At 72.1% G+C, this 19,844-nt stretch carries 12 protein-coding genes; 2 read left to right on the forward strand and 10 right to left on the reverse strand.

Going from position 1 to position 19,844, the window contains the following annotated elements:
• Positions 1 to 11 precede the first annotated feature (11 nt).
• The 4 genes from OG927_RS04770 to OG927_RS04785 all read right to left on the reverse strand — a co-directional run bounded on the left by OG927_RS04770 (position 12) and on the right by OG927_RS04785 (position 11,766).
• Positions 12 to 1,007: a 3-oxoacyl-[acyl-carrier-protein] synthase III C-terminal domain-containing protein gene (locus OG927_RS04770; protein WP_157862868.1), complete on the reverse strand. Its 996-nt coding sequence runs from the start codon at positions 1,005 to 1,007 to the stop codon at positions 12 to 14.
• Between the two features lie 17 nt (positions 1,008 to 1,024).
• The gene (locus tag OG927_RS04775) at positions 1,025 to 7,141 is read right to left on the reverse strand and encodes an SDR family oxidoreductase (RefSeq protein WP_330319763.1); all 6,117 of its coding nucleotides are present in this window, start codon (positions 7,139 to 7,141) and stop codon (positions 1,025 to 1,027) included.
• Positions 7,138 to 8,613: an acyltransferase domain-containing protein gene (locus OG927_RS04780; RefSeq protein WP_199862738.1), complete on the reverse strand. Its 1,476-nt coding sequence runs from the start codon at positions 8,611 to 8,613 to the stop codon at positions 7,138 to 7,140. Before OG927_RS04780 ends, OG927_RS04775 begins: the two co-directional genes overlap by 4 nt.
• A 1,788-nt stretch (positions 8,614 to 10,401) precedes the next feature.
• Positions 10,402 to 11,766 (reverse strand): peptidase C39 family protein, encoded by a 1,365-nt coding sequence (locus tag OG927_RS04785; RefSeq protein ID WP_124282949.1) that lies wholly within the window; start codon positions 11,764 to 11,766, stop codon positions 10,402 to 10,404.
• Positions 11,767 to 11,950: 184 nt separating this feature from the next.
• On the opposite strand from OG927_RS04785, the gene OG927_RS04790 reads away from it, so the two are divergent.
• Both OG927_RS04790 and OG927_RS04795 read left to right on the forward strand, forming a co-directional pair.
• Positions 11,951 to 12,565, forward strand: a complete 615-nt coding sequence (locus OG927_RS04790) for a uridine kinase family protein (RefSeq protein ID WP_330319764.1) — start codon at positions 11,951 to 11,953, stop codon at positions 12,563 to 12,565.
• 374 nt (positions 12,566 to 12,939) lie between these two features.
• Entirely contained in the window at positions 12,940 to 14,850 is a 1,911-nt protein-coding gene (locus OG927_RS04795; protein WP_056787549.1) for an AAA family ATPase, read from the forward strand.
• A 95-nt stretch (positions 14,851 to 14,945) separates the two neighbouring features.
• On the opposite strand, the gene OG927_RS04800 is transcribed toward OG927_RS04795, so the two are convergent.
• The 6 genes from OG927_RS04800 to ribH all read right to left on the reverse strand — a co-directional run bounded on the left by OG927_RS04800 (position 14,946) and on the right by ribH (position 19,823).
• On the reverse strand, positions 14,946 to 16,040 hold the full coding sequence (locus OG927_RS04800) for a hemolysin family protein (RefSeq protein WP_124282948.1): 1,095 nt from the start codon (positions 16,038 to 16,040) through the stop codon (positions 14,946 to 14,948).
• On the reverse strand, positions 16,037 to 17,404 hold the full coding sequence (locus tag OG927_RS04805; RefSeq protein WP_330319765.1) for a hemolysin family protein: 1,368 nt from the start codon (positions 17,402 to 17,404) through the stop codon (positions 16,037 to 16,039). The genes OG927_RS04800 and OG927_RS04805 overlap by 4 nt, the downstream gene beginning before the upstream one ends.
• Positions 17,405 to 17,588: 184 nt before the next feature.
• Positions 17,589 to 18,068, reverse strand: a complete 480-nt coding sequence (locus OG927_RS04810; protein WP_124282946.1) for a PH domain-containing protein — start codon at positions 18,066 to 18,068, stop codon at positions 17,589 to 17,591.
• Positions 18,069 to 18,127: 59 nt separating this feature from the next.
• On the reverse strand, positions 18,128 to 18,976 hold the full coding sequence (hisG, locus tag OG927_RS04815; protein WP_056787181.1) for an ATP phosphoribosyltransferase: 849 nt from the start codon (positions 18,974 to 18,976) through the stop codon (positions 18,128 to 18,130).
• Between the two features lie 53 nt (positions 18,977 to 19,029).
• On the reverse strand, positions 19,030 to 19,302 hold the full coding sequence (locus OG927_RS04820) for a phosphoribosyl-ATP diphosphatase (protein ID WP_056787177.1): 273 nt from the start codon (positions 19,300 to 19,302) through the stop codon (positions 19,030 to 19,032).
• Positions 19,303 to 19,337: 35 nt separating this feature from the next.
• Complete coding sequence (ribH, locus tag OG927_RS04825) at positions 19,338 to 19,823, reverse strand: 6,7-dimethyl-8-ribityllumazine synthase (RefSeq protein ID WP_056787172.1); 486 nt, start codon at positions 19,821 to 19,823, stop codon at positions 19,338 to 19,340.
• Positions 19,824 to 19,844 lie beyond the last annotated feature (21 nt).

The raw sequence follows: 19,844 nt of genomic DNA on the forward strand, positions 1-19,844 counted from the left end.
TCATTCCTTGGTCATCGACCGGCCGGTGCCGCGGCGGGGTCGCGGGTGACTTCGAGCAGCGCGGTCGTCCAGCGGAAGCCGAGGCCGAAGCTGATGACGAGGATGCGTTCCCCGGCCCGCAGCGAGCCGGAGCGGAACAGCCGGTCTAGAGCGAGCAGGACGTCGCTCGGGCCTGCGTGGCCGAGGTGCCGTCCGAAGGTCCAGCTGGTGTCGCCGGAACGGACGCCGAGCGGTGAGCCGGCGAGCACCATGTCGAGCACGACCGATCCGATCGCGATGGCCACGACGTGCGAGATGTCCGCCGGTTTCGACGCGGTCTCGTCGAGGACGGTCTCGACACAGCGGCGGGTCGAGCGTTGCAGCGCATCGATGTGGGGCATGAGTCCGGTCTCCTCGGCGAGGAACGGCCGGCCGGTGCCGGTGTGTCCCTTCCTGGCCCGGGTCAGGAACTCCAGTCGCGGTTCGGCGGCCTGGGCGGTCGCCGCCAGGCGGGCGAAGCCCGTCCCCCGGGTGACGACGGCGGCGGCGCCGGCGTCTCCGGCCACGTAGCCGGTCTCCCGGACGTGGCCCCACCGCCCGGCCGGGAAGCGGGCACCGGCCGTGACCAGCGCGGCGTTCGCGTGCGGCCTCGCGGTGAGGTGTTCGGCCGCGGTGACGAGTGCGGCGGCACCTCCGTCACTTGCGGCGCCGACCTCGATCCCGGTGGTGTCCGGTCCCCCGAGCACCCGCAGCAGGTAGGGCGCGGGGGTGTAGTGGTCCTCGTCCTGGAAGTGGGCGTGCACGAGAAGGCTGAGGTCGGCGCCGGTGACGTCCGCGTGGCGCAGCGCCTTGAGGCCGGCGCGGGCCGCCATCTGCGTCGCGGTGTGGTCCGTCGAGACGGCGGCCGAGGTGAATCCGTTGAGCGCCGCCATGGAGGGCTCCGCGGTGCCGTCCGACGGTTCGTGCTCGCGCTTGACGGGCGGTATCCACGCACCGGTCCCGGCGATCGTGATGTCCTGCCACAACACTGCTGTCTCCTCGGCTGTCACGAAAGGGGCGGCTGGGGAACGCGGGGGTGGGGCCGGACCAGTTCTCCGCTGTGGTCCAGGGCGTGTGCGCTGACCCCGGTGATCCGGGCCAGCACCCGGCCGTCGCCGGTGGCGGCGGTCAGGGCACCGGTGGCGAAGTCGCAGTGCAGCCGGATCTCCGGGTGGTCCGCGCTGAGCCGGCAGTCGTTGCCCGGCCCGCTGAGATCGACCTCGTCGAGGCCGGCCATGGGCCCGACCAGGGGCGGGCTGTCACCGCGGGGTGGCAGCAGCAGCAGGTGCACCATCGCGTCGAGCAGGATCGTCGGTACGGTCGTCCCGGCCAGGGCCGGAGCCCAGGCCTCGTGGTCGAGACGGAACCTGCCGCTGTTGCCGTCCGGCCCGCGGGCGTAGTCGCCGGTGCCGGCGAACGGGCCGGTGAGGGAGATCGGCGGGTCCGGGGAGTAGACGGGCATCGCGAAGTCGGGCTGGGGTTCGTAGGAGGAGCAGTCGGGCGGTCCGGGGAGTTCGGGGAAGCGGTCCGCCAGTACGACCTTGGTCTCGCACAGCAGGTCGTTGAAGCGCAGCACCTTGCCGTTCCTGCCGATCCGGTGCGCCGTCATCCTGACGGCCACCTCGGCCCGGTCGTGCTTCCGGCTCGTGACCCGGGCCTCCACCGCGACGGTGCGCGGCGGCCCGGCGAGCCTGATCTTGATCGACGCCCGGCAGACGAGCCCGCGGAAACCGGTGACCACGAGGCCGGGGCAGAGCGCCGCGGCCGCGCCGGCCGCGGCCTCCAGGGTGAAGGTGCCGGGCAGCGTGTACTCCCCGTTGACGCGGTGGTGGCGCATCCAGCGCCCGTCCTGCTCGGCCAGGGTGCTCGGGTCCCAGGTCTTGGTGAAGACCGCCCAGTCCGTGCCGCGGTACAGGACGCCGTCGAGCAGCGGCGTGGCCAGATCCGGGTCCGGCGGGGCGGGCGGCGGGGCGTCCGGGGCGGGGACGGACAGCTCGCCGGAGGAACCGTGGGTGCTGATTCCGCGTCGGCCCAGCAGGACCCGTTCCTCCTCCCGGATGAAGAACACCACCCCGCCGGCCGGTGGCCGGGTCACGGCGGAGAGGAACTGCGCCTGTCCTTGCGCGGTGCTGATGTAGGCGTCCATCCCGTTGCGTTTGAGGGTCTCCCGCATGGTGGGGCTGCTGGCGACGCCGACCTCCCGCCAGCCGCTCCAGAGGACCGAGACCTCGTCGTGGCCGTCCGGTGCGTGCCGCTGGGCCCGGGCGCTCGCGTACGCGAGGTACTCGTTGACGGCGCAGTAGTCGATGTCACCGGGTGCGGGAGCGAGCGTCGCGAGGGTGCTGAAGTTGCACCAGATCCGGGGCGCCCGTCCGGCGAGGGCCCGCTTGAGGTTGCGGTAGCCCGTCGCCTTCGTGGCCCGGACCGCCCGGAAATCGGTGAGGGTCTTGGCGTGCAGCGCACGCGAGCGCAGGTCGAGGACGGTGTTGATCAGCAGGTCGATCCGTCCGTGCCGGTCGTGGACCTCGTCGAGGACGGCGGCGGTGCGCTCGGCGTCGAGGACGTCGCACACCCGGTGGTGGACACGGTCCGGGCCGCACAGTTCGGCGAGCCGCCGCACCGTGCCGCGTACCTCCAGGCGTGCCCGGGCCTTCTCGTAGGCGGCACGCAGCTCGGCCACCGACACCTCGGGCCGTCTGCGGCGTTCGGCGGCCATGAACTCGGCCTGCGGCGGTAGTGCGTCACCGGACTCCGGCAGCGGGGTGCGGCCGATGACGTACACGTGGGGCCGGTCGCTGGTGCGGGCTACGGCGTGGAGGAGCTCGGGGGTGATCCCCCGGGCGCCGCCGAAGGCGACCACGACCGCACCGGGTGGCAGGGACGCCTCCCCGGGCGGGGGCGGTACGGCGGGGTCGTCGACGACGGCCGGGGTGAACCAGTCGCCGCCGCGGCAGGCCAGCGTGTGCGTCGGCACCTGGGCGGTGGCCGCCCGCGCGAGCTGGTCCAGGGCCGTCGCGGCGTCCGGTGCGTCGCTGAGCAGGGTCACCCCGCCGCACTGCGGGACCTCGGCCCGGACGGAACGGACGAGGCCGGTGAACAGACCGCTCAGCGGGGCCGGCAGATCGTCCGGCACCTCGCCGAGCAGGACCGCGCCGAGCGAGCCGCCGCTCCTCAGGGCGGGCAGCGCCGCCTGGAGCGTGGTGAACGTGAGGTCCTGGAGCTCTTCCATCCGGGCGGCCCCGGCGTCGTCGTCGTTCCCGTCGTCGTCGACGGGCAGCCGCGACAGGACCCGGATGTGACGCGGGACGAACGGCAGGCCGGTGAGGGCGGCGGGCGCGTCCTCGGGCGGTACGTGGGTGGCGGCGCCGAGGCCCGGCCGCGGTGACCAGACGGCGGTGTCGGGGCCCGTCACCGCCTGGGCGAGGTCCGGGGCGTCGGTGATGACGATGGTGCCCGGCGGGATCGGAGCCCCGGCCGGAGCACCGGGCGGCGGGGGCGTCGGAACGAACCGGAACGTCTGGCGGCGCCCGGTGACGCCCTCATCGGCGTACACCGGCGCGGCCGGGGTGGACCCGACGTGCTCCGCCGCGGCCGGGGCGGGTTCGGTGTGCTCCGGAGCGACCGGGGCGGGTCCGGTGTGCTCCGGGGCGCGTACCGCCTGCTCCGTCTCTTCCCGGCCCGGACCGCGGTGATGCGGGGCGGCCGGCCCGGTGAACCGGATCAGCGGTGATCCGGGGGCGGCGGGCGTCACCACGGTGTCCGTTCGGGTGACGACCGCTTCGACGACCGCCAGCAGCGCGTCCAGGGACAGGTAGGTGTGTCCGGCGCCGGCCAGCGCGGGAAGGGCGTGCGCGGGTGTCGCGGGCTGGGCGGAACCCCGACCGGCGGCCGAGGTGGAGAGGGTCCCGAGGACGGGCAGGCCGTGCTCCAGCGCGGTGGAGCGGCGCGCGACCGCCAGGACGGCGGCGCCTTCCGCGATGGACCGGCCCTCCGGTACGAGTCCGGAGAGGTGGCGGTCCCAGCCGCTGATCGGCCGCTGGGACACGGCACCCACGAGGGCCAGGTCGCAGGCCCGGTGCCGGAGTTGGCGCAGGGCCAGGTCGACGGCGCTGTGCGCGGAGTCCCGCTGGGCGTAGACGCTGGTCCCCATGGCCTGGAAGTCGTAGTAGTTGGCGGCCCGGCCCGACAGGATGCAGGAGACCGCGCCGGTGAAGTCGTCCTCGTTCAGGTCGCCGGGGATGACCCCCTTGGCCTCGGCCATCCCCTTCGCGAGGTAGTCCTTCAGCGTCTGCGCCTGCACGGGGTCGGGCAGGATGTCGAACGTGGTGGCACACTCCGCGGCGTGCACCCGCAGCGCGGCCCGGGTGTTGTGCGTGGTCGGCAGCGTCGCTCCCACCAGCACGGCCGTGGTGGGCCGCAGAGCGGTGCCCGGCTCGCCGAGCTGCTCCAGGAGCGGGCCGAGGGTCTGGAGCACCATCAGGTGGGCGGCGTCCATGTGTCGCATCGTCAGGGGCGGTATACGCACCTCACGCGGGGACGGCAGGGGGTACGGCGTCCCGAAGCCGGCGTCCGGGCGGGGGCCCTCACCACCCAGCCAGGCGGGCACCTGGGCGGTGTCCAGGCCGGGCAGGTGGGTGTTCCAGCCCACGACGACCAGGTCCTCCGTGTCGGCGGACACGTCGCCGCCCCGCCTCTTCGCGGGGACGGCCTGCGGCACGCGGTCGGACAGGACCACGTGCGCGTCCGCTCCTCCGAGGCCGAACGACGACACCCCCACCACACGCGGCCGTGCGTCGCCCGTCGGCCAGGGAGCGTCCTCGACCGGGACGGTCAGCCGCTCGCCGCCGCCCAGCAGCGGGTGCGGATCGGTGACCACGGGCTGGCCGGGGACCGCCCCGCGTTCGAGGGCGACCAGGGCGTGCGCGACCGAGACGAGGCCCGCCAGTACACCGGTGTGCCCGAAGACCTGCTTGTTCGAGGTGAGGAGGCAGGCCCGCTCACGCGGCCCGAGCCGGGAGAGCAGCGAGCGGAGTTCGATCTCGTCGCCCACCGGCGTGCCGGTGCCGTGCGCCACGACCCAGTCCACGTCGTCGGCCTCGACGCCCGCGTCGGCCCAGGCCCGGGAGATCGCCAGTTCCTGTCCGCGCGTGGCGGGAGCGTGGATGCCCTTGCCCCGGCCGTCGGCGGCGAGTCCGGTGCCCCGGATGACGCCGAGCACCCGGTCGCCGTCGGCCACGGCCCGCTCGTAGGACTTGAGGGCCAGCGTGATGGCGCCCTCACCGATCAGGGTCCCGTCGGCCGCCTGGTCGAAGGGGCGGATCCTGCCGCTCATCGAAATGCCCTGGGCGCGGCAGAAGAGGGTGAATCCGATCGGTTCGATCACCGAGGTGCCCCCGACCAGCGCCACGTCGACGGAGCCCTCGCGCAGGGCCTTGACCGCCGCGTCCACGGCGAACAGTCCGCTGGCACAGGCCGCGTCGAGGGTCAGGTGCTGGGCGTCCTCGGGGATCAGCCCGCGCAGCGCGTTGCGGGAGACGGACGCGGGCAGGTAGGCCTGCGGGTCGCCGCCGTCGCCGCCGTAGTGCGCGGTGATCGCGTGGTCGGCGAGCTCGGCCAGCCAGTCGCCGTCCCCGTCGGCGGGGAGTGCCTCACGCACCATGCGCCGGTATTCGTCGCCCAGCACGACGCCTTGGGTGCCGAGCCCCGTCTGGTCGTGGATCCCGGTGGTCGCGGCGAGCCAGCGGTCCGTCGGCCGCCGGTGTACGCCCTCCAGGGCCTGGACGGTGCAGTGCCGCAGCCAGCGCGTGGTCCTCGGCCATCCGGGGTGGTCGGCGTTGCCGTCGGGTTCGGCCACCGAGGCGGGCTCGGGGACGAAGTTCTGGATGTACCCGGCCTCACGGACGTAGAAGGCGTCGGTGTCCTCGCGGGTCGGCGCCCAGAAGTGCTTCAGGTCGAAGGCGGACGGCTCGCTGGAGAGCAGGGCGCCCTCCCGTAACCGGTCCCAGAACTCCGCCGCGTTGTTCGCGCCGGGCAGGGCCAGTCCCAGCCCGACCACGGCGACGGCTCCGGGGTCCGTCTCCGCCGACGGCTCCGGCTCCGGCGCGCGGGGTGCCACCGGAGCGGGTGCGGGCGGGGGCGGAGCGGCTCGTACCTGTGCGGGCTCGGGGGCGGGGGCCTGTGCCGGGTGGGCTGCTGCCGGTGGTTCAGGAGCGGGGCGTTCCGGGGAGAGCGGGCTCGCCCCGGGCGGCGCTGCCACTGCCGCTCCGGCCGCTCCTGCTGCCGACGGGGCCGGCTGGTGACGGGCGGGTACGGTCACCTGGTCCGCCAGCCTGCTGTGCAGCCGCATGCCCTGCATCCCGCCGATGCTGATCCCTCCGTCGGCGACGAGGGTCTGTCCGGTGACGAACCCGAGGTCCTCGTGCAGGAGGTGGACGATCAGCTTGGCCGCATCCGGTGTCGAGAGGGTGCGGCGCATCAGCTCGCCGGTCCCGGCCGGGCCGCCGAGAGCTGTCGCGGGGGCGTCGAGATTGACGACGATCTCGCTGGCGACCGAGCCCAGCAGCACCGTGTTGACCCGGATCTCCTGGTCGGCCAGCTCGAGCGCCAGATAGCGGACCAGCGACTCCAGTGCGGCCTTGGTGACGCCGCCCGGGCCGTATCCCGGGACCGGCTGGTGCGCTCCGACGCTGGACAGGCAGAGGATGCTCGCGCCCTCGCGTCCCGCCATCAGCGTGGCCGCCCGGCGCGAACAGTGGTAGGCCGCCATCACGTTGGTGGACCACGCCCGCTGCCAGTACGTGTCATCGACGTCGAACAGCGGCAGGAACGCCCCGCCCGCGGCGTTGTTGATCAGAATGTCCAGGCCGCCGTGCCTCTCCTGGATCAGGTCGAACATCCGGTCGATCTCACTGGTCTTGGCCACCGAGGCGCGGATGAACTCGCAGCTGTGTCCCGCCTGTTCCAGCTCCGCCTGCAGCGACTGGGCCTGCTCGACCGAGTGGAAGTAGTTGACGATCACGTGCGCACCCCCTCGGGCCAGACGGCGGACGATGTCCGCACCGAGGCTCTTCGCGGCCCCGGTCACGAGGGCGACCCGGCCGTGCAGGCTGTCCGTGGAGGTCATCGCGCGGCAGCCTCCGCCCGGGCCTGCACGACGGTCTCCGCGATCCGGCGCAGTGTGCCCACGGTCAGCAGGGAGGAGTTCGCCCGCAGGTCGGGCAGGTCGAACCGGTCGGACACCCGCCCGAGCAGGACGACCTGTTTGAGCGACTCGACCCCCAGCTCGGACTCCAGACCGTCGTCCTCACCGAGCAGATCCGCCGGGTAGCCGAGGAAGTCACCGTACAGAGTGCGTAATTCGGTCAGCACCGAGTCGTAGTCCAGCCCGGCGGACACGGGCGGGACGGCCGGGGCGACGGCGGCCGGGGCCGCGGCAGCCACGACGACCGCGGCCTCCTGGGCCGGGGCGGCGGGGGCCGCATAGGTGACGGGGGCCGTGTAGGACGCGGGGGTCGTAGCCACCCCGGCCGACGGAGCGGGTGCGGGGGGCGCCGACACCGACGCCGCCCGCACCGGGGCGGGGGCGCTCACCCGCACGGCGGGACCGTGACCGGTACTCGAAGGCGACGGCCGCGACCGGAACCGGCCGACGTCGGCGGACTCGGCGAGCAGCGCACGCACGGCCTCGACCGGATCGCCCTCGCTCAGTGGGACGACGCACTGCACGCCCGGGATCGAGGCCTCGACGAACTTGGTGACGACGGGCCACTCCCCGCACTCCACGAAGGCGTCGGCGCCCGCGGCGTGCAGCTCACGGATCGTGTGCAGCATCCGGACCCGGGCGGTGAGTGCGCCGGCGACCAGGTCGACCGGGTCGTCGTCGCCGATGTCCCGTCCCAGCCAGGGGGAACACACCCGCCAGCGCCCCGAACCGTAGGGGACCCGTGGCGCGGTCGCCCTCAGGTCGCGGGCGGCCTGCGCCATCGCCGGAGTGTGGGTCGGATGCGGGACGTCCAGCGGAAGGCTCGGCCAGCCGAACGCGTCGGCCACCCGCTCCACCTGCTCGATCAACCGTTCGGGGCCACTGATGACACTCTGCCGAGGGGCGTTCTCGCAGGCCAGTACCAGGTCGGGGTGGTTCATCAGCCCGGCCAGCGATTCCGCCCGGCGGCCGTCCACACCGACCGCGAGCATCTTGCCGTCCCAGTTCTGCCGGGTCAGCACCTGGGAGCGGGCCACGGCCAGGCGGGCGGCGTCCTCCACGGACAGGTGCCCCCCGGCGGCCAGGGCCCAGAGTTCCCCGATGCTCTGTCCGACGATCGCGACGGGCTTCACGCCCTCGGCGATCAGCATGTGGTGCGTCGCGATGCTGACCGCGAAGATCTCCAGGTACTGCACCTCGGGCCCGCGGCCGTCGTTCGTCCCGTCGCGCTCGATCAGCCGGGCGCTGATGGGGGGCAGCCCCATCTCCCCGGCTGCCTTGTCGATGCGTGACAGCGCTTCTCGTACGGTCTCGTAGCGGTGGTGCAGCTCGGACAGGACGCCCGCGCGCGGGGCAGCCACCGTACCCGGCATGACAAAGACGGAATCCACCACGTGCATCACCCTCATCTCCGTCCCGACCGGTGGCGACAGTGCATCGGCCGGCCGGGCCCTGATACGCCACAACGGCGCGACGAAATCAACGACTTACGTGCGCTTGCCTCGCTGTACCAGAGGGACGGGTCCGCCCGAATACGGCCCGTCGTGAATGTCGTTCCCTCACACCTGGGACCCCGCGCAGAATTCTTCCTGCCGAACGGGGCCCCGATTGAAGGTAACCGGGCCGCTTCCTGAGGGTCAATGATCTCAAGGTTCTACTTTCAGCCTAAACATAGCGAGTTCATTGTTTACGAAGCAGGTAATGTCAGACGGCAATTGCACTCTTGTCGCTGCGCAAGGTCTCGTGTTAGCCGCAGGCCGACCAATCGCTCCATAGCCGCCCCTAGGGCGCACTTCACCCCAACACGGCCATGGCGCTGGAACATCACTCGTCCGAGCTTTCGAACACAATCCGACGAGCCGCATTGGCCGAGACCCGGCACGGGAACCGGATCACCTGAGGAGCCGGGCCGTGCGCGATACGGGGGACCAGGCGGCCTTGCACGCAGGAGCCGCGATCGTCGCGCACGGGGCACCAACAGCGGACGCGCGGGCATCGGCGCAGGTGCGTACGGTGACTCCCCGGCCAGCCACGCCGAGGAAGGTGCAGTCCCCGCACGGCATCGGCATCGGCGCACAGGCCCTGACGCACCCGCGCACGGGGTCCCCCGCGGCCGACCGCATCTCACCGACCATGGGCCGCCCCGCCCCGCCCGGCGCTGCGGGGAGCGAACCGCCGACGGCACGGGAGGCCCGGGCCCGACCCGTCGGATCGCCGGCCACCTCCCGCCGCCCGGCCCCACTCAACCGCCCGACGGTGAACCGCATTTCCCGCGAACCACCGGCACCAGGACCACGAGAACGCCACGCCGATTGATTCACCACCAGGGCATGGACAGAAAGGAAACATTGCAGCGCACTTCTGGATTTCCGGAAAGAAGAAGGAGTGGCGCAACAGACCGAAACATGCCCGGTATTCCCACCCGCCGAGCAATTCGGGCAGGCAGCGGGCATCGACGCCCGGTTTCCTTCCGCATTTACGGGATCGCACCGTCGAACAGTTCCCGCCGCCCGCATACGATCCGAACAGCCTGCCCCATACCTCGCATCGCGACGGGAGTGCGCGCGCCCGGCCCTCACCCTCCGGGAGCAGTAGCGGAACGGACGGCGCACCGGCTGGTCACCTTGCGCAACCCTTCGGGCTTCCGGGTCCCGGACGTCATCCACGGTGGCGGCGAGGCCGCGCAGCCCGACGAGTGCACGGGCCTCGGCGAGGTGGACGAGTTCCGGCACGGCGGCCATTTGGAGAGTGCCTGGAGCGGAGGCAGCGCTCAGCTGAAACGGTGGCGGACGGCCACCGAGCAGCCACGCTCGCCCTCACGGAGCCCTCGCCCCGCACACCGGCGCACGGGCAGGCTGGACGGCGGCGGTCACACCCACGACAGGACATGCGGGACGGGGCGGTTCCGACCTGCACGCCTCCGGTGGGCAGCGGAGGCGTGCAGGTCGGGCTACGCGGAGCTCCGACACATCCCGACCCGCAGTCGGCCGCGTCTCCCGCGGAACCCACAGGGCACCGGAGGCGGACCGGCGTCACTCCCGGTCTTCTCCGTCCGGGCGGCCGGGCACCCGGACGTCGGCCGGCCGTCTCCGCCGGTCAGGACCACCGCGATGCAGCTCGTGTTGCGCCCGGCCACCGGACAGAGCACCGGAAGCACGGCGCGCAGACCGCCGTTCCGGGTACTAGACGAGGCCGAGCCGGCGGAGAACCGCCCGCTGACGCGCGGAGACCTGCGTCGGCCAGTACACGTAGCAGACCCCGCCCGTACCGCTCCTGACCTTGCCGGTGGCGTCGTAGCGCTTCGTGCGCAGCCAGATGTTCTCCCATTCGCGCCTGCGGTAGACACGGCGCACGGCGTCGTTGTCCGGCGATGCGGGATCGTTGGCGATCACGTCGCCGTCGGCGGTGAAGCCGATGACGGTCATCAGATGGCCGGAGGTCCCGTAGCCCGCGCCGGTCAGTTCCTCCTTGAGGAAGGACTGGGACGTGATGACCGGGATGCCCGCCCCGACCAGCTGCTCGAGGTCCGTCAGTGATCCGAGCCGGGTGACGACCGCGCTCATGTCCTCGTACGTGGCGGCGTACGCGGCGTTGAAGGGCCAGTTGCCACAGCCTTCGTACTGGTAGTCGAAGGTGAAGCGGGCCGCATGGCAGACCTGCGGGTCCGCGATGCCCGGCCTGACCCAGCCGAGGTCCTCCGGGGTGGGCCCGCGCCCCCAGTACTCGATGATCATCTGGGAGGAGGTGGGACTGCACCAGGCCTCGCCCCCGTTGTCGTACTCGGGGTACTGCCCCACGTGGACGTTCTGCGAGTAGCGGGGCACCGCCAGTTCGCGGGCGAGCGCGGGGGTGCCGGCCGGGACGGTGAAGCGGTCCGGGACGTCCGAGGCCATCGCGCCGACGCGGTGGACCGTGGGCGTGAGCCTGCTGCCGGGGGTCCGGTGCAGGGTGAGCCGCAGCCGGTACGAGACCAGGCGCAGTCCGCTCGCCGTGTCGTCCACCGAGAAGGTGTCGGTCCAGACGGTGCTCCGGCCGTCGGTCTGGTCGTCGACGGACGTGCGGCGGATGTCCGTGTCGCCCGAGGCCCAACGACCCATCACGTACCAGGGGGTGTCCGTACCGTCGGTGTAGCGGCCCCGGAGTTCGATCTGGATCCAGGTGCCCGCCGGCGTGTGGGCGTTCCAGGAGGCGATCACCTCGGCCGCCGGGACGGTGGAGCGGTGCACGGGCGAGGTCCAGGTGGCGTACTCCCAGCTGGTGGTCGTGCCGGTGTGCGGGTCGGTGTAGTCGGTGGTCCCGGCGGGGACGGAGAGCACCAGGCCGGGCCGGCGGCCGGCGACGGCGCGGGTCCCTGCGGCGGAACCGCAGCGCCATTCGGTGTACGTGCTCCAGAAGCGGTTGTCCACGAGCGAGGCCGCCGCCGGGGAGGGGGAGGAGGGAGAGGACGGTGAAGCGGTCGCGGGGCCGGCGGAGGCCACCGTGCCCGCCCCGGCCGCTGCCGCGAGAGCAGCGGTGAGGACGGTCCTGCGCGAAGTCGGTCCGGTCATGGGCGAGACCCCCGGTCGTGGGCGGATTGGGACTGCGGGTGGCGATAGGTGCGCCAACTATCGCGGGTCCGGGACGGATCCGGCCAGCGATTCGTCCCGCGCCGCTGAACCAATATTGGTCTGGTCCACTGATGTGACCTGCGACGGATCCGGGCCCGCTCCCCTGTTCTCGTAAGGTGGGGGGATGAACGACCTGGCGGACCGCGCCCGCCGCCTGCGCGCCCTTCCGCCGTCCTGCGGTCCGGTACGGCTGATCGCGGTCGACGGCCACGCGGGATCCGGGAAGACCACCTTCGCGGGGCGGCTGGCCGCGGCACTCGGCGGTGCCCCGGTCCTGCATCTGGACGACCTGGCCACCCACGAGGAGCTCTTCGCCTGGACGGACCGGCTGCGGGCGCAGGTCCTGGACCCGCTGTCGCACGGCGAGCCCGGACGCTACACGCCGTACGACTGGACGGCGCGGCGGTTCGGGCCGGAGCGGACGCTGGACCCGGCCCCCGTGTTGCTGATCGAGGGTGTGGGGGCCGGCCGCGCCGCGGTGCGGCCGTACCTCGCCGGGCTGCTGTGGCTGGAGCTGGATCGCGAGAGGTCCTGGGAGCGGGGCCGGCACCGCGACGGACCCGGGCTCACTGACTTCTGGGACGGGTGGACGGTCGCGGAGCAGCGGCATTTCGCCGACGACCCCTCTTATCCGTTCGCGGGCACGGTGATACGGCAGATGCCTGAGGGATACATGTGGCTTGAAGGGCCTCGTGCGACCGCAGTACCGAGTCGGTTCCTCACGCAGGGTGAAGCCTGAGGGGCACTGTTCGGGACCGTCGGAAACCGCTCCGGAACCAGCTCGAACGCGGCTTGACCGAGCGCCCGTACAGGTCCTACGTTCGATGTGCGGCTCTTCGGAGCCCCTCGGACGCGAAGCCCCCGGTTGTTCCCCCGTGACCGGGGGCTTCGTTCTGCCCCCGCACCCCCTCTTCCACCTCCGGAAAGCCTCTTCCACTCACCCTCGGTGACGGCCCCCGAAGCGCCGGTATCACCCTTAACCGCTCGCCGGGCGCGCGGGTACGATGCATGCCGGTGCGGTCAATTCCCGTCCTGTGAACAGTGATTCAACGCGCTCCGATGGGCATGCTGTGCGGGCGGGACATTCTGGGGGCACGGTTTGTGGGGGACCTGATGGACATCGGCACGCAGGGCGCACAGGCCCCGGCCGACCTTGCCTGGCTGCGTGGCGTGGACGCCTACACGATGGGCGCGTACCCACAGGCCGAAGAGGAGTTCAGAACCGCGGTGCGCTTCGATCCCGGTATGGCGGACGGCTGGCTGGGCCTCCATGCGCTGCGGGTCGACACCACCACGGCACTCTTACGCATGTACCGTCATCGCGACCGCTTCGGCGAGCAGCGGACCCGCCACCGCCGTACCCTCAACTCCTGGTACTGGCTGGGCTGGTGGGTGCAGCCGGTGCTGGAGAGCCCGCGCGATCTGCTCCTCGCGCACGCCTCGCACTGGCTGGACGGCCGCCATGTGCCGGAGCTGGACCGGGCGCTCGCGGGGCTCCCGCCGATAGACGCCGATCCGCAGGTGCGCTTCCTGCACGCCTGCCGCTCCTATCTGGTCAAGGACTGGGAACAGCTCGTACGCACCACCGAGCCGCTGGTCGACGATCCACTGCTCGGCATCGAGGCGGGCCTCTTCGGCGGTATGGCCCGGGTGCGCCTGGAGATGTACGGGCAGGCCGAGCCCCTGCTGTCGGCCTCCCTGATGCGATGTCGCAGCGAGCAGCCGCAGCGCAAGGAGCTGCGCTACTGGCTGGCGCGGGCCCATGAGGGCACCGGCCGCAGTGCGGCGGCCCTGCCGCTGTACCGGGCGGTGCACCGCGTCGACCCGGCCTTCATGGACACCTCGGCCCGGCTTGCCGCGATCTCCGAGGGCGACGGGTACGACGAGGCGGCCGACCTGGCCCCCCTGTCCCTGGCGGGCTTCGGATCGGACGGTACGGGCATGGAGGCCCAGGCGGACGGGGACGCGCTGCTGGGCACGGACCTGGTGGACGGCCGTGAGCCCTGGTCCGGCAGGGAGCCGCAGGTCATGCCGGGAGCCACGGTGCCGCCGCCCCGCACCGGCGGAGTGCGGGAGAGGTCGGGGACGGCTGCCCCGTCGGCCCCCGCGCCGTTCCCGGCGGGGCCCAGCGATCCCGCACTGCTCGCCGAGGCCTTGGCCCAGCTGGAGCGCATGGTCGGACTCGAACCAGTGAAACGCCAGGTCAAAGCCCTGTCAGCACAGCTGAACATGGCGCGGCTGCGAGCCGACCAGGGTCTGCCGGTGCAGCCGCCGAAGCGTCATTTCGTCTTCTCCGGCCCCTCCGGGACGGGCAAGACCACGGTCGCCCGGATCCTCGGCCGGGTGTTCTACGCGCTGGGGCTGCTCGGGGGCGACCATCTCGTGGAGGCCCAGCGCTCCGACCTGGTCGGCGAGTTCCTCGGCCAGACCGCCGTGAAGGCCAATGAGCTGATCGACTCGGCACTCGGCGGGGTGCTCTTCGTCGACGAGGCGTACAGCCTCTCCAACACCGGCTACAGCAAGGGCGACGCGTACGGGGACGAGGCCCTCCAGGTCCTCCTCAAGCGGGCCGAGGACAACAGGGACCGTCTCGTCGTCATCCTCGCGGGCTACCCGGAGGGCATGGACCGGCTGCTCTCCACGAATCCGGGGCTGTCCTCCCGCTTCACCACCCGGGTGGACTTCCCCAGCTACCGTCCGCTGGAACTGACCGCGATCGGCGGAGTACTGGCCGCGGAGAACGGCGATGTGTGGGACGAGGAGTCCCTGGACGAGCTGCGGAGCATCAGCGGGCACGTGGTCGACCAGAGGTGGATCGACGAGCTGGGCAACGGGCGCTTCATCCGCACGCTGTACGAGAAGAGCTGCGCCTACCGTGACCTGCGACTCTCCGGCTACAGGGCCGAGCCGACGCGGGACGATCTGGCCACCCTCCGGCTGCCGGACCTGATGCAGGCGTACGGCGAGGTGCTGTCGGGGCGGGGGCCGGTGGACCGGGGGACGCAGGAGCCGGGGGCGCTGTGACGGCGGCCGGCTGCGGTCGTGGGAGCCGGGTGCCCAGCTGCCGGGCGGACTCTCCCGTGCCCGCCCGGCGCTGGTTCACCCCGTCCTGAGGCGGGTCACCGTGTGAGCCCCATGGGGGCCATGACCTTCGGCACGTCCACCGTGCGGCGGGGGACCGAGACGCGGTGCGCCGGGTCGCGGACCTCGCCGACGAGCATCTCCAGGACGTCCTCCATGGCGACCAGGCCGAGCACCTTGCCGGAGGCGTCGGCGACCTGGGCCAGATGCGTCGCGGCGCGGCGCATCACGGTCAGGGCGTCGTCCAGCGGGAGCTCCGCCCGTACGGTCGCCATCGGACGCCAGACCTGCTGCGGGACGGCCCGTTCGACGTCCTCCAGTTCCAGGACGTCCTTGACGTGCAGGTAGCCCATGAAGGGGCCGCCGCCCTCCGCGCAGACGGGGAAGCGGGAGTACCCGGTCCGTACGGTCAGCTCCTCGATCCTGCGCGGGGTGACGGACGGGTCCACCGTCACCAGGGACGCCCGGTCGAGCAGCACGTCGGTGACGGGCCTGCTGCCCAGTTCCAGTGCGTCCTCCAGCCGCTCCTGCGCCTCCGGCTCCAGGAATCCGGCCTGTCCGGAGTCCTCCACCAGGCGGTTGAGCTGTTCGCTGGTGAAGACGGCCTCGACCTCGTCCTTCGGCTCGACGTTGAAGAGCCGCAGGACGAGCCGGGCGCAGCTTCCGAGAGCCGAGGTGACCGGCCGGCAGAGCCGGGCGAAGCCGACCAGGCCGGGGCTGAGCCACAGCGCGGTCTTCTCGGGGGCGGCCATCGCCAGGTTCTTCGGGACCATCTCGCCGATGACGAGGTGCAGGACGACGACGGAGACGAGCGCCAGGGCGAAGCCGAGCGGGTGGATGAACCCCTCGGGCACGTGTATCGCGTGGAAGACCGGTTCCAGGAGGCGGGCCACGGTCGGTTCGGCGACGGCGCCGAGGGTGAGCGAGCAGACGGTGATGCCGAACTGCGCGGCGGCCATCATCTGCGGCAGGTTCTCCAGGCCGTGGAGCACCTGCCTGGCCCGGGTCGAACCGCTCGCCGCGAGGGGTTCGATCTGACTGCGCCGTACGGAGACGAGCGCGAACTCGGCGCCGACGAAGAAGCCGTTCGCCAGCACGAGGACTCCGGCGAAGAGCAGCTGCACGAGGCTCATCGCACGGCCTCCAGCAGACCGCGGGCGGGCTCCTCGGCCACGGGTCCGGGCAGGTCCGTCAGCCGGACGAACCGGACCTGTTCGGCACGGTAGTGGCCCACCTGGCGGACCGAGATCCGCCAGCCGGGCAGTTCGGCCCGGTCGCCGGGGGCGGGAATGCGTCCCAGCAGGTCGGCGACGAGACCCGCCACGGTCTCGTACGGCCCTTCGGGCACGTCGAGGCCTATCCGGAGCAGGGTCAGGACCCGGCAGCTGCCTTCCACGTCCCAGCCGGGGCGGCCGTCGTCGGCGACGACGGACGTCAGCTCGGGACGGTCGGCACCCTCGGCGTCGTGCTCGTCCCTCACCTCGCCGACGAGCTCCTCGATGATGTCCTCGAGGGTGACGACACCGGCGGTGCCGCCGTACTCGTCGACCACGACGGCGATCGGCTGGTCGTGGCGCAGCTGGCGGAGCAGCTGCTCGACGGGCAGGCTCTCGGGCACCAGCAGCGGCGGTACGGCGATCCGTCCCGCCGGGGTGCGCAGCCGGTCCTGTGCGGGGACGGCGAGGGCGTCCTTGAGGTAGACCATGCCGACGACCTCGTCGATGCGGTCCCGGTAGACGGGGAAGCGGGAGAGGCCGGTGGCCCTGGTGAGGTTGAGGACGTCCGCGGCGGTCGCCGACGACTGCAGTGCGCTGACCTTCACCCGCGGGGTCATGACGTGCTGCGCGCTGAGTCCGGCCAGGGACAGGGTCCGTACGAAGAGGTCGGCGGTGTCCTGTTCGAGGGTGCCGGCCTCGGCGGAGTGCCGGGCGAGCGAGACCAGTTCGCCCGGGGTCCGGGCGGAGGCCAGCTCGGCGGTGGGTTCGACGCCCAGCAGCCGCACCAGCCGGTTGGCGAAGGTGTTCAGCGCGGTGATCACCGGCCGCAGGAACGTGGAGAAGCGGTGCTGTGGTCCGGCGACGAACCGGGCGACCTGGAGCGGCCGGGAGACCGCCCAGTTCTTCGGTACGAGCTCGCCGATCACCATCTGGACGGCGGAGGCGAGCAGCATGCCGATCACGACGCTCACGCCGGGAACGGCCCCCGCGGGCAGTCCGGTGGCGGTGAGCGGTCCGGCGAGCAGCTGGGCGAGTGCCGGTTCGGCGAGCATGCCGACGACCAGTGAGGTGATGGTGATGCCGAGCTGGGTGCCGGAGAGCTGGAAGGAGAGTTCACGCAGAGCCGCGACGACGGTGCGGGCCCGGCGGTCGCCTTCGGCGGCGGCGCGTTCGGCGTCCGGCCGTTCCACCGTGACGAGCCCGAATTCGGCTGCCACGAAGAATCCGTTGGCGAGGATGAGAAGGAATGCCGCGCTGAGCAGCAAGAGGGGGGTGGTCATGCCGCCGCCTCCGGGGAGGGGGCGGCGCAGGTACTACCGGACGATCCGTCCATTGCTGGAGGGAGTCACTCCTTGGGTCGCAGGAATGCCCCGCGGGCCTGGTGGCCCTCTCGTGCGGAGCGGGGCGCGCGTGGCGCCTCCGCCCTACAGAGTAATCAAGACGGGTCGCTGCGGGGCAGGGGGCTCAGCCGTTCTCCGCGGCCTCGTCCACTCCACTGCCGTGGAATTCGACGAGTGCGCGGAGCGTACGGGCGTCACGAATGGCCTGTTCCCTGGCGATTCCGGGCTGGATGCCGAGGGCGGGGTGGCTGGTGCCGTCGCTGAGGTCGAGAAAGACCCACGGGTCACCGGCCCGCAGGTTGACGCGCACGATCTCCGCCCAGGCCAGCCGCCGGGTGCGGGTGATGTTGACCACGGTGATCCCGGTCGCGTCGGCGACGACCCTGGGCCTGCTGAGCAGGGCGAGGACACCGAAGAAGAGCAGCGCGACGAAGACGAAGCTGGTCCGCTCCCCCGGGCTCAGGTGCTCCAGGATCATGGCGATCGCGGTGATCACCACGAACATCATCGCTCCCACGGCCAGCAGGACCACCCGGCTGCGGGTGGGCCGGAAGGTGGCCGGCAGGGCGGGGAGGCCGGTGGGACGGGGCGTGGGGGCGGACATGTCGCGCTGTCGTCCTTGTCCTTGGGCGTTCTCTGCTGCGGGGGTCTCGGGATCCGGTGTCAGAGGCGGCAGGCGTGGATGGCCGTCGTGAGGATGGCGCGCGCCCCGAGCTCGTACAGGTCGTCCATGATCCGCTGGGCTTCCTTGGAAGCGACCATGGAGCGCACGGCGACCCAGCCCTCGTGGTGCAGCGGGGAGATGGTCGGGGACTCGAGGCCCGGGGTGAGGGCCACGGCGCGCTCCAGGTGCTCGACGCGGCAGTCGTAGTCCATCATCACGTAGCTGCGGGCCACCAGGACGCCCTGCAGACGGCGCAGGAACTGCTGCACCTTGGGCTCGTCGTCCGGGGCGCCCTTGCGGCGGATCACGACGGCTTCCGACGTCATGATCGGCTCGCCGACGACTTCGAGGCCGGCGTTGCGCATGCTGGTGCCGGTCTCGACCACATCCGCGATGACCTCGGCGACGCCGAGCTCGATGGCGGTCTCGACGGCACCGTCGAGGTGGACGACGGAGGCGTCGACGCCGATGTCGGCGAGGTGCCTGGCGACGATGCCCTCGTAGGAGGTGGCGATCGTCATGCCGCCGAAGTCCTGCGGGCCGCCGGCCGTGCCCGGCTTGGTGGCGTAGCGGAAGGTGGAGCGGGCGAAGCCGAGCTGGAGGATCTCCTCGGCCTCGGCGCCGGAGTCCAGCAGCAGGTCGCGGCCGGTGATGCCGATGTCCAGGCGGCCCGAGCTGACGTAGATCGCGATGTCGCGCGGCCGCAGGTAGAAGAACTCCACCTCGTTCGTCGGGTCGACGAGGACGAGCTCCTTGGACTCCTTGCGCTGCCGGTAGCCCGCCTCATGGAGCATCGCCATCGCAGGCCCGGAGATTGCACCCTTGTTGGGGACGGCGATGCGCAGCATGAGGTCGGGTTTCCTTTGTGCGGAGGGGGTTCCGGGAACGTGCGGGGGTGTGCTCAGAGGTGGGCGTAGACGTCGTCGAGCGAGATCCCGCGGGCGACCATCATCACCTGGACGTGGTACAGCAGCTGCGAGATCTCCTCGGCGGCGGCTTCCTTGCCCTCGTACTCGGCGGCCATCCAGACCTCGGCGGCCTCCTCGACGACCTTCTTGCCGATGGCATGCACGCCCTTGTCCACCAGCTCGGCGGTGCGGGAGGTGGAGGGGTCGCCGTTGGCGGCCTTGAGCTGCAGCTCGGCGAAGAGCTCTTCGAAGGTTTTGTTCGCCATGATGGTCCTTAGAATACGGGGTCCCGGACCCCCGCTCAGCGCCAGGGTTCGCTGACGGTGCGCAGCGTGGCCGCGGTGGCGACGGCCGCGGTGACCGCTTCGTGCCCCTTGTCCTCGTTGGAACCCTCGAGTCCGGCCCGGTCCAGTGCCTGCTCCTCGGTGTCGCAGGTGAGGACGCCGAAGCCGACGGGCACTCCGGTGTCGACGGTGACCTGGGTGAGTCCGTTGGTGACGCCCTGGGACACGTACTCGAAGTGGGGGGTCCCGCCACGGATGATCACTCCGAGCGCGACGATCGCGTCGTAGCCGCGTCCGGCGAGGACCTTGGCGACCACCGGGAGCTCGAAACTGCCGGGGACCCGGAGGAGCGTCGGCTCGTCGATGCCGAGGTCGTGCAGGGCGCGCAGGGCACCGTCGACGAGCCCGTCCATGACCTTCTCGTGCCACTGGGCCGCGATCACCGCCACCCGCAGGTCACCGCAGTTGCTTACGGACAGCTCGGGTGCGCCCTTGCCGCTCATGTCTCTCCTACCGTTCGTGGG

It is taken from the genome of Streptomyces clavifer (assembly GCF_036345975.1).
GTDB classification, from domain to species: Bacteria; Actinomycetota; Actinomycetes; order Streptomycetales; family Streptomycetaceae; genus Streptomyces; species Streptomyces clavifer.